Genomic DNA, 9,056 nt, shown 5'->3' with positions numbered 1-9,056 from the left:
CCTTCAGCTACGGAGCTGTGGCCAACTCCGACGGGGACTTACACCCCGCAGATAGCACGCCCTCACGGGCGTACACTGAACCGCGCCGCGGAAGAACTCATTGTCCGCCGTGGTGACGCAGACAAGGTAGCCCTCACCACAGTTACTCGGGGAGTTGGCATCTCGGATCACCTCGACAACGGAAGCTGCCTGAAGTGTTGACTCTCCCGCACCAGCGTCGGGTTTGAAGCATTGCTGATTCATTGTGCTCTCCTTTGCCTCTCGGAGGCGGTTGATAAGGGGAGAGCCGGCAAGCTCTGGGGGTCATCAGTGACCGGCAGAACCAACATCGTGGCGAGAACCGGCCGACACGCTTATCGGGATAGCGGTCGCGCTTGCTTCATGATCGGGTGGCGGAGCGGCCGGGTCCGGAAGGACCGCGGCATGCCGTTTCTGCAAGTTGATGACCGTTAGTCCTTGTACCAACACCAGAAGAACGCACCGACCGCGTAGACCTTGATCTGTTGCCCGTTGACCGTGATGGTCTCGGCTTTGAAGTTCTTCGCTCCATACGTCGGGTCGTCGGGCCACTCGGGATCGGCTAAGATGAATTGATCCCTTTCCGAGTCGTACGTGAGTCCTTTTAGATCCGGATGCTCCGTGACCTTCAAGGCTTCCTCGAAGGTAAAGTACGGGCATTGAAACCCATTCCACTCCTCGCCACAGCTGTAGGCTTTGTAGGGCGGGCCTTCGTCGAGCGAGACGGAGATGGTCTCGAAAGGGCGCTGCGGCGTGGTGTCGGTCTTCATGTTGCTATTCATGCTTTACTCCTTCTGCCTATAAGGCGCTGAAAAGGAGGAAGCGTAAGGCTCGGCGAGACTGGCGGACTGGCCGAACCGGAGATGGGGATTCGGTGCCCCGGCCGGCCACCCACTTGGGCGGCGCGGCGGGCATTGTTTCTCTTAGGACTGCCGCTGGTCTTGCAGTGCGGATTCGTAGATCGCGGGCATGTCGAGCTCGCCGTTCACAATAGCCTTGAGGGTGTCTTCGGACAGTGCCTTGACGACGCCCAGACCACGTGCTTCGAGTTCGACCTCCGCGGCTTTGCGCCACCTTGCAGCATCGGTGAGGCTTTGCTCACGCTTGGGATGCGTCGAGACGTATCCAGCGAGAACAGCGGTTGCTTCAGCTTTTGCGTTGTAAGACATCGTGGCTTCCATTGCCCGGGCGGGCGGTTACGAAGCAGCTTGATGATCGGACTGCGAGATGACTGCGCAGCTACGAACGTGGGGATGCTCGTCATGGAGGAGCGCGTGACGGGTGTCATTGTCGCACTTCTCGAAGAGCATGGACGCGACCACGGCGCGCGCCAAGCGATCCAGGCCTTGCAGGTCAGCCATGACGATTGCTTCGCACTGGCCGAGGCGCTCGACCTCCAACTCGCGCAGTTGATAGAGTTGATGCACGACTGCACGCGGCATCGAACCCTTGGCCGGATACCGCTCGGCCAGGAGCCTTGACGTCACCGTCCGTCGGATCTGCGACGCATGGAATCCGTACACCGTTCCTTCGACGTCAACCAACGCCACGTTCATGGTGTTGAAGTCTGCCTTCACGATCCCTAACTCGAGCTTGCCATAGTGGTCAACTTCGACCCCTGTGCCTGGCTCGTACTTGACCGACATCGGATCCTTCAGCCTGGCGAGTTGCTCGGCAGCGACGACATACCCAAAACCGTCACATTTCGACACCGGAATGGTCGTGTCGCCGAGAGCGATGTTCGCGGTCAAGGGCGTCACGTATTCTTCGCCTTCTTGCGAAGGCTCGATGTCGAACACGCGACCGGATTCGAGATCCAGCTTTGCCTTCGACGTCACGTCGCCCTCTTCCCACATCGACTTGAACTGGACCGCAAGGACGGCCTGCATTGCATTGGGCAACTTCCCCAGCAAAGCGTCCGCTTCCGGAAGCCACGCCGACAGAATGGGGTTGCCTTCGGCGTTGGCGATTCGTACACGCTCGGCTGCGTGTCGCAGGCAGTGCGTGAGTTCCGATACGTTGTTGCTGTTCATGACTTCTCCCTTTGTGCCCAGAGGGCTGTTAAAAAGGAGGGTGCGATAGAGCTCGGCGAGTCTAATGGACTGGCCGAGCCGCGGGAGGCCGCGTGGAAGGTAGAGACGGGCTGGTGCCCTGACGATACCGAACCAACGGAGACGCCGCCGCAGCGACCGCCCCCACGGGACGGCGCGGTATGCGGCAATTTACTTGGTGGCGTGTTTTTCAATGAGCGCAAGCATCTCGCTCCAATCGTTCGTGTTGCTGATGTAGGTGGTATCACCGTGCTCATCCAAGGTGAAGAGCGAGAAACGGCGAGCCTCTGGTCCGCACTCACGCTCCATCGGATCGGCGTAATCCACATACACTTGAACGCGCCGCAGCTCATTGGTGAACGACGGGCACGCATCGTTATGCCAGGAGGTATCAGCGAAGCCAGGTGGCAATGCCGGAAGCGTGGCCACGTCAAACCTCGGAAACTCGGCTTGGAGCAGTTGATAGGAATTGCTGGTCATGCTTCTCTCCTTGTGCCCTGACGGACTGTTAAAAAGGAGGGAGCGTCGAGCTCGGCGAGTCTGGCGGACTGGCCGAACCGCCGGGGACCGGTGTGGAAGGTTGAGACGGGCAGGCGGCCCTGAAGATGCCGAACTAACGGCGTGCCGCGACTATATCACGAGTGGTGCGCATGACCTACCGGACTTGACTTTCGATCAGATGGGTCATTGTTATACCGTCAACCGCAATTCCAGGTGAACTATGCCCGCACCCTCGCCGCACCCCGGTCTACAGGACGACAAGCCGGATTCAGTCGATGTCGATTCGCGCGCTGCGCAAACAGGCCGCGACCCTTGCCGCGAACGGTCTGGATGCAACGCCGAATGAATTGCTGGCAACCGCGTACCGCGGCTATAAGTGTTGGGCGCACGAGCGCCGCCTGCATTTTCTGGAGCCGCGTCGATACGCCCTGCTTCTCGATATCCTGCAATACTGCTCAGACGAGCATCTCGTCGAACGGGCCTCGTGCGAAGCGCCCGGCTTTGCGAACGCGGAGATCGCGGAAATGCTCGATGCTCGCCATCCGCGCTATGCTCGCTTGCGCTTGCGGATGAAGCGACGCCGCTGAGGCCCTCTCTCCTTGACGCTCGGCGCCCCCGGGGCGTCGGCAAGTCGGTAGGGATGGCTTAGCATGGGCTTGCGCCAGATGGAGTTCCCTATGTCCCAGCTTGCACGGGGTGTGGGCCACACCGCCCGCACCGTTGGGGCGGCGCGGTGGGCATCCACCGGCCGCCAGCATGGGCGGCGCGGTGATCGCGACTTCAGTTTTTAGTTGCTCGACGTTCCCCAGCAGCGGCCTGCTCCACCGCAGAAAGGACCTTTTCGATGACTTCTGCCGGCCCAGCGTCCAGTGCGTCGTCAATATAGACCGCCGCGGTACCTGTGGTCTTGATCGTGAAGCGCTGGTACGCCTTCAGCAGGTCAAGTCGCCGCTGGATGTCCGGTTGCCCCTGACTGAAGTACACCCGGACGTTGTCACGTTGAAATGCTGCAGTCGCTGAATCGTATTTGAATCCAGCTAGATCCATCGCGGACCGAAACACCGGTGCCCGTTCGTTAAGTCTGCGCTGCGTTTCCACAGTCTGTCGAAACAGAACTTCCTTGTCGAACGATCTCACCGTTACACCGTGACTCTTTCTGTTCATCGATATCTCCTTTTTGCCCATCAGGGCGAATGAAAAGGAGCGAGTTCTTGGGCTCGGCAAGGCACAGGCCTGGCCGGGCCGCACTTCAGGTTCGAGCCTCGCCGACCACCCCAAAAGGGTGGCACGACGAGCCGAATTTCGATTGGTGGATTACTTGGCCAGCTTGGCCCGAAGGCTTGCAAGATCGAGTTCGTAACGGAACGCAATGTCGGCGATGGCGGCTTCGCCGAGAGCCTCGAGCGCGGTCTTCAATGCCGCAACGAAGGCATCGGTGATGCCTTCGATGCGGCATTGAAGGCATCACCGATGCCTTCGTTGAACAGCGCCTGCCAGAGCCCGCCTTCCTTGTCAGCACGCATCAGCACGCCAACGAGGTCCGGCAGCGCATTGAACGAACGAACGATCCGACTTTTGATCGTTTCCGTCTCCGCCGGCGAGTCACCTGGCTGGAACATCTCAGCGACCTTCCTGCGATCCTGGTCAATGATGAACCGCCCAGACGGAATCAGCTGCGGTATCACGTGTATCGACGGCTCCTGAGTCGCCTGCTGGTCGTTGATCGGCGTCGGTTGCAGTTCAGTGTTGCTGGTCATTAGCTTCTCCTTTGTACCCTGAGGGTGGTTAATGAAGGAGCGAGCGCAAGCTCGGCGGGACGTGTAGCCCGGCCCAACTGCATGAGGTTGACCTCGCTCGCACCCCCTACTGGCGGCGCAGACGAGGTCATCCAGCTATAGAGTTCAGGTTCCCTGATGGATGATGAGGTATGCGGCGCCTTCCGCGCGCGCGGCAGTGATCACCGGCGCCAGGCGGCCCGGATCACCCTCGAACGTGCAACTGAGGTTCAGCATGAACTCCCAAATGCCGTCACTTGCATTTCGGCTGTGGACGTACGAAGCGTTGGCTTCCACCCAGGCCCATTCCGGCACCTGGTCCGGCGTATCGTAGTCGCCGACCACGTCTTGCATCATCACAGAAAGTACTTTTTGCTGCGCTTCGAACCCGGGGTTCGCCATGAGGTCGCCGATCCCGAGTTGCGCAAGGAGGTAGTCGTACGGCAGCCCGGTCAGCTTCCGCACATTCGCGTCCGCCTGCACGCTTTGCTCAAACAAACTCGTGCCCTCGCCTTCGCCGTAAGTGAACGCGGCGTCGCTCATCATGCCGAGCGAAGCCATCAGCCGGCGATCGTGTGGCGGGGCCACTGCGACTTCCTTCCAATCCTCCCTGCCCATCTCCTCACCGTTCGGCAAGACGATGGTATGGATGTCGATTGCGCTACCGTCGTCCCCGGCTTTCGGATCATTGCCATTCTTATCCTTGAACGGGTACTCGATAACAACCTCGCCGGTCTCAAAGAGAAGGCCCTTCGCTTCGAAATCGATCGGGAAGCAGGTATCCGTTGCGAGGACCTTCACCGGGTACGGAAAGAACATGCGCGGGATAATCGGAACGCTGCAAATCTCTTCGTGGGCCTGTTGATTCATGATTCGCTCCTTGTGCCTCAAAGAGGCTGTTGAAAAGAAGCGAGCATCTGCTCGGCGAGGCGCGTGCCTGGCCGAACCAGAAAGGATTCCCCCCGCGCCCCACCGTGGCGGCGCGATGAGGAGGTGTTGCTCAGGCTTTACTCGGTGTCAGGCAACCGCATGACGGTGTGCGCCGGACCGTAGTGACGGTCTTCCCAGGTTTGGCCGACGCCGAGGGCGGCCAGGCCAACAATGTCTTCCCAGTCATAACCGGCACCTAGGGTGAAGAAGTCACCGGTGACGGTGCGTGTCTCCGGACCATTTGTGAATGCTTCCGACCACGTCGCAGCAAAGCGCCCCTGGACTGCCAGCTTCGCATATCCAGAACCGGGAACCTCCCCCAGCGCGGCCTTCGCAGATCTCACCGCCGTGATTCCCCGCACGCCCAGAGGAGTGAACTCCACCGCCTGCACCAGATCGGAAAGTACACCGACTAGGTCCGGGCCCTGATGTTGCGACGAAGCGGCGGTTGAATCGGGCGCCGGCTGGTTTGCCTCGTCGAGCGAATTGGCGAAATGAGCCGCAAGTTCCGCGATCGGCTGCGCCGTACACTTGACACGAGCATCCGTGTGCTTGACGTACGCTTCGAAGAGAAACTCGTCCTTGGAAACTACGAGAACGTCGCACTCGGTACGGACCGAGTTATCTTCGCCCGCTTCCTGCGCGTCATCAGGGTCGGTCTCCGGATCGAATTGCATGTAACTAGCGCGGCCGTCCAACCGTTCGACTTGATACAGGTCGTTGGCTACAACCAGCGCCGCCAGCCTGACGATCTCGCGCGCATACGTCTCGGTTACCTGGAACTTTGCAACCCGGGGCGCTCGTTCCAGGTAGTCGCCACCATGAACTGCAACACGATACGACTTTGGCTGGCTCACCAATGGTGCCGCGGTGACCGCGCTATTCGGAAGCTGTCCGCCCTGCTCCACATTCCCGCTGTTATTGCTATTCATGATTCTCTCCTTATGCCCGTGTACGGGCTGCTGATAAGGAGTGAGTCAGGTGCTCGACGAGTCCGAGGGACTGGCCGAACCAGTACTGATAGAAGTTGCTCGGCAGGCCAGATTTCTGTTGCCAGGACGTGCAGTAGAGCAGGGAGAATTTTGCGCGCTGCGGTGTCGATTGACCCGGCAAGACGGTGGGATAGATGTGAAAAGGGGCGGCGAGCGCCTTGAGGTGGGATGCCGTTCAAACGGCTGGCTGCACTATAGCACACCCACTTTTTGCAGCGACAAACCCGCTGATAGCGGCCCGGCAAGACGTACCGACGATCACGTGCGAGTTGCGTTCCTGGCAACACGCGAGAGCATGAAACCTTGCTACCGCCGAAAGGCATCACTCGGAGATCATCATGCGTATTGCCAACCCGTCGATCATCGGCCAAGATCTTCGCCCGCGCATGGCAGGCCTGCACCTCACCATCCATGCTTGCCAGCGTGCCCTTTCTCGCACCGGCCTCGACGCAGAGCACCTGCGCAGCTTTATCGCCGGCGGCGGCGCTGTCATCCTGCCGTGGCAGAGCGCCATGGGTAATCGGATCCGCACGTACCACCTGCTCTACAACCTTGAGCACGATGCATTCTTTGTCGCGGTTCTAGCACACCATCCGGCACCGGACGCGTCGCCTTGCATCGTGACTGTGCTCACCCAGCAGCAGTTCGAGAACGATGCAGGCCCGATCGCGGTCGCACGCCTGCGCACCGCCGCGTTCCAGGCCCTCGACCCCGTCTCGTTCCGTGCATGGGAGTTGCGCTACTTCCAAGGTGTCCTGCCGCCGGCGCGGTACCGGGTGACGACCTGGTTCCGCCGAGACGACGATGCGCCGGGGGCACGGCCGGCGCAGATGGTGTTCCACAATGCCCCGGTCTGTCGCGACTTTGTGGAGACCCACTCTCTCGAACAGGCAGCTGGTCACCCCGGCTTTCTCGATTGGTACCGCCGGCAGGCGGAGCGGAATGATCTGCCAATCGAGCGCGTCGTGGCGATCCGTATCGCGGACACCCATCCGGTCGAACTCGACATCAGCGCACCGGCGTTGACGTGTTCGTGCTGCTCAGGCAAAGGTCAGGGCATGCTCCCCGCCCTCCTTGCGAAGGGCGAGACCCAAGAATCGCACTTTACGGCTTAAGATCCGGGAATCTCCGCCGACAAGACGGATGTCGCATAGAGTAAGTTGACCCCGTCCAACTGAGGTTTTCGTTTGAGCATTCGAGAAGGTACGCGCCGCCGGGCGCTGAGTCGTTATAGCCATGTCATTGGCGATATTCGTCTGGGTAGGTTCGCACGCGTGCAAACGCAGGCTGTCGCCTGCTTGTCGCCGTCCGATCTTGAGGCCGCCATTCGCGGCGGTAACGCTGTCCTTCTGAGCCAAACCGACCGAGAGTGGGGGTATCTCGGCCTATATGTTCCAGCCAGGGACAAGATCATCGTTTGCGCGGTGACATTGGCCGAAACCGCCTTCGAAGACGGCCAACCGGTTATCGCCGAGCTGCTTGATCTGGATGAGTTCGAGCACAAGGGTGGGGCCATCGACATAGAGGTACAGCGGCGCATTGCTGGCCGTCAGCTCAGTCCGGTGGGTTTGCGGGCGTGGGAGGCAAAGCACCTCGACCAAACGTACTCGTGGCCACGCCCCCGCGTGTTCGTCTATTTCGAACTCGACGGCAAGGTACACACGCACTACGCGCGTCGCCCCCCAGTCTGCCGGGAGTGGATCGACACCTACGGCCTTGAGAACATGCTCGGCCACCCGGGTGTCTGGGAGTGGTTTCGCCAGGTCCTTGAGGGCGCGAAGATCGCACCGGAGACGGTGATCAGCTTGCGTGTCGCCGATGGCGTCAAGATGCGCCTCGACGTCAATGCTGAAGCACACCCCTGCCCCGACTGCAAATTCACTCACTTCCAATTCGAGCCGGACACCGAAGAGGACAAGGCACTAGACGCAGACGACGCCGTCGCCGTCGCCGAGGGCGGATCGCCACGCCTCTTCGACTGGCTGTCCCGCGTAATCAAAGGCACGGATTCGGCGCGGCGATAACCCGTTATTCGGAATGAGAATTTTTTCCCATCTCCACTTTTCTTGTGCGGATTTCTCTGACTTTATTGGGACCCGGCGCCAAACCGACTGAATTCCAGCGGCCAGCGGATCACACTGATTTTCGCAAATTTCAGCGCGGCTTTCGGCTAGGGAAATTTTGGCCTCGTGCTTACGAAGCAAGCAGATATCCATAAGCGGCAGCATTGCGCCGTTTATAAGGATTTTCGCCCATAAGCGGCAGGATTCTGCCTCTTACGGGAAACATGAAGGCTCCTCCGCGAGAACCAAACGCAGCTTCCTTGAAGATCGATACACTTGAACGACAACAGAGGTATGAGGAGTCGCCCGATGAAGGGGATGCAAACCGCTATGGAGACTAGGCTTTTTCAGGAAGGCGACAATAGCGCAGCCAAGTTATCGGACTTTGCTGCCATCGACCAGCAACAGTTCGACGGCAGGTATAAGCAGCGCAGCAGACGACCATTAGCAGATTTTAACGATTGGGGCCCGCTTTTGGCAGACAATTTTCCACAGGACAAGGGAGGCGGTCAGGAGATGACTAGCAAAGACCGCTGTGAAGCCGATGAGGCCCGTGCCTGGATGGAGCGGTTCGTGCATTGCTACACGTTCTCGGTAACGCCGGGCATGAGCTTCGGGTCGCCGGCAACGCCGAGCCTCACCGTTCGCCTAGCAGGCTGCTGAAATACCGGCAGTGGACGTCAGCGCGACGACTTGCTGAATCGTTAATCTGAGGACTCCTTACAA

The 9,056-nt window shown here is 59.8% G+C and carries 12 protein-coding genes; 4 read left to right on the top strand and 8 right to left on the bottom strand.

Features of this window, described 5'->3' with window-relative positions:
* Window positions 1-449 precede the first annotated feature (449 nt).
* The 4 genes from J8I34_RS32390 to J8I34_RS32375 all read right to left on the bottom strand — a co-directional run bounded on the left by J8I34_RS32390 (window position 450) and on the right by J8I34_RS32375 (window position 2,549).
* Window positions 450-788, bottom strand: coding sequence for a hypothetical protein (locus J8I34_RS32390; RefSeq protein WP_209808292.1), 339 nt, complete (start codon window positions 786-788; stop codon window positions 450-452).
* Window positions 789-941: 153 nt separating this feature from the next.
* Entirely contained in the window at window positions 942-1,187 is a 246-nt protein-coding gene (locus tag J8I34_RS32385; RefSeq protein ID WP_209808290.1) for a hypothetical protein, read from the bottom strand.
* A gap of 27 nt (window positions 1,188-1,214) precedes the next feature.
* Window positions 1,215-2,051: a hypothetical protein gene (locus J8I34_RS32380; protein WP_209808288.1), complete on the bottom strand. Its 837-nt coding sequence runs from the start codon at window positions 2,049-2,051 to the stop codon at window positions 1,215-1,217.
* A 189-nt stretch (window positions 2,052-2,240) separates the two neighbouring features.
* A complete protein-coding gene (locus J8I34_RS32375; RefSeq protein WP_209808286.1) occupies window positions 2,241-2,549 on the bottom strand; it encodes a hypothetical protein in 309 nt (102 codons plus the stop codon).
* 296 nt (window positions 2,550-2,845) lie between these two features.
* Here J8I34_RS32375 and J8I34_RS35070 point away from each other — a divergent pair, with 296 nt between their 5' ends.
* Entirely contained in the window at window positions 2,846-3,157 is a 312-nt protein-coding gene (locus tag J8I34_RS35070) for a hypothetical protein (RefSeq protein WP_245176307.1), read from the top strand.
* A gap of 193 nt (window positions 3,158-3,350) precedes the next feature.
* Here the strand turns inward: J8I34_RS35070 and J8I34_RS32365 are convergent, their stop codons facing one another.
* The 4 genes from J8I34_RS32365 to J8I34_RS32350 form a co-directional block, all read right to left on the bottom strand.
* On the bottom strand, window positions 3,351-3,734 hold the full coding sequence (locus J8I34_RS32365; RefSeq protein ID WP_209808284.1) for a hypothetical protein: 384 nt from the start codon (window positions 3,732-3,734) through the stop codon (window positions 3,351-3,353).
* Between the two features lie 248 nt (window positions 3,735-3,982).
* The gene (locus tag J8I34_RS32360) at window positions 3,983-4,327 is read right to left on the bottom strand and encodes a hypothetical protein (protein ID WP_209808283.1); all 345 of its coding nucleotides are present in this window, start codon (window positions 4,325-4,327) and stop codon (window positions 3,983-3,985) included.
* Between the two features lie 144 nt (window positions 4,328-4,471).
* Entirely contained in the window at window positions 4,472-5,215 is a 744-nt protein-coding gene (locus J8I34_RS32355) for a hypothetical protein (protein ID WP_209808281.1), read from the bottom strand.
* A gap of 137 nt (window positions 5,216-5,352) precedes the next feature.
* Complete coding sequence (locus tag J8I34_RS32350; protein ID WP_209808296.1) at window positions 5,353-6,207, bottom strand: hypothetical protein; 855 nt, start codon at window positions 6,205-6,207, stop codon at window positions 5,353-5,355.
* Between the two features lie 398 nt (window positions 6,208-6,605).
* Here J8I34_RS32350 and J8I34_RS32345 point away from each other — a divergent pair, with 398 nt between their 5' ends.
* From J8I34_RS32345 to J8I34_RS32335, 3 genes are all read left to right on the top strand, one after another.
* Window positions 6,606-7,382: a hypothetical protein gene (locus J8I34_RS32345; protein WP_209808279.1), complete on the top strand. Its 777-nt coding sequence runs from the start codon at window positions 6,606-6,608 to the stop codon at window positions 7,380-7,382.
* Window positions 7,383-7,454: 72 nt separating this feature from the next.
* Window positions 7,455-8,291, top strand: a complete 837-nt coding sequence (locus J8I34_RS32340; RefSeq protein ID WP_209808277.1) for a hypothetical protein — start codon at window positions 7,455-7,457, stop codon at window positions 8,289-8,291.
* A 348-nt stretch (window positions 8,292-8,639) separates the two neighbouring features.
* Window positions 8,640-8,993 (top strand): hypothetical protein, encoded by a 354-nt coding sequence (locus tag J8I34_RS32335; protein ID WP_209808274.1) that lies wholly within the window; start codon window positions 8,640-8,642, stop codon window positions 8,991-8,993.
* The last annotated feature ends 63 nt before the right edge of the window (window positions 8,994-9,056 follow it).

The organism is Cupriavidus phytohabitans (genome assembly GCF_017815025.1).
GTDB lineage: Bacteria > Pseudomonadota > Gammaproteobacteria > Burkholderiales > Burkholderiaceae > Cupriavidus.
This window is presented reverse-complemented; position numbering and strand designations above follow the sequence as displayed.

Coding starts and splice junctions, on each gene's coding strand:
- J8I34_RS32365 (WP_209808284.1), bottom strand. CDS start 3,734: ATGAACAGAAAGAGTCACGGTGTAACGGTGAGATCGTTCGACAAGGAA.
- J8I34_RS32350 (WP_209808296.1), bottom strand. CDS start 6,207: ATGAATAGCAATAACAGCGGGAATGTGGAGCAGGGCGGACAGCTTCCG.
- J8I34_RS32360 (WP_209808283.1), bottom strand. CDS start 4,327: ATGACCAGCAACACTGAACTGCAACCGACGCCGATCAACGACCAGCAG.
- J8I34_RS35070 (WP_245176307.1), top strand. CDS start 2,846: ATGTCGATTCGCGCGCTGCGCAAACAGGCCGCGACCCTTGCCGCGAAC.
- J8I34_RS32380 (WP_209808288.1), bottom strand. CDS start 2,051: ATGAACAGCAACAACGTATCGGAACTCACGCACTGCCTGCGACACGCA.
- J8I34_RS32345 (WP_209808279.1), top strand. CDS start 6,606: ATGCGTATTGCCAACCCGTCGATCATCGGCCAAGATCTTCGCCCGCGC.
- J8I34_RS32355 (WP_209808281.1), bottom strand. CDS start 5,215: ATGAATCAACAGGCCCACGAAGAGATTTGCAGCGTTCCGATTATCCCG.
- J8I34_RS32335 (WP_209808274.1), top strand. CDS start 8,640: ATGAAGGGGATGCAAACCGCTATGGAGACTAGGCTTTTTCAGGAAGGC.
- J8I34_RS32390 (WP_209808292.1), bottom strand. CDS start 788: ATGAAGACCGACACCACGCCGCAGCGCCCTTTCGAGACCATCTCCGTC.
- J8I34_RS32385 (WP_209808290.1), bottom strand. CDS start 1,187: ATGTCTTACAACGCAAAAGCTGAAGCAACCGCTGTTCTCGCTGGATAC.
- J8I34_RS32375 (WP_209808286.1), bottom strand. CDS start 2,549: ATGACCAGCAATTCCTATCAACTGCTCCAAGCCGAGTTTCCGAGGTTT.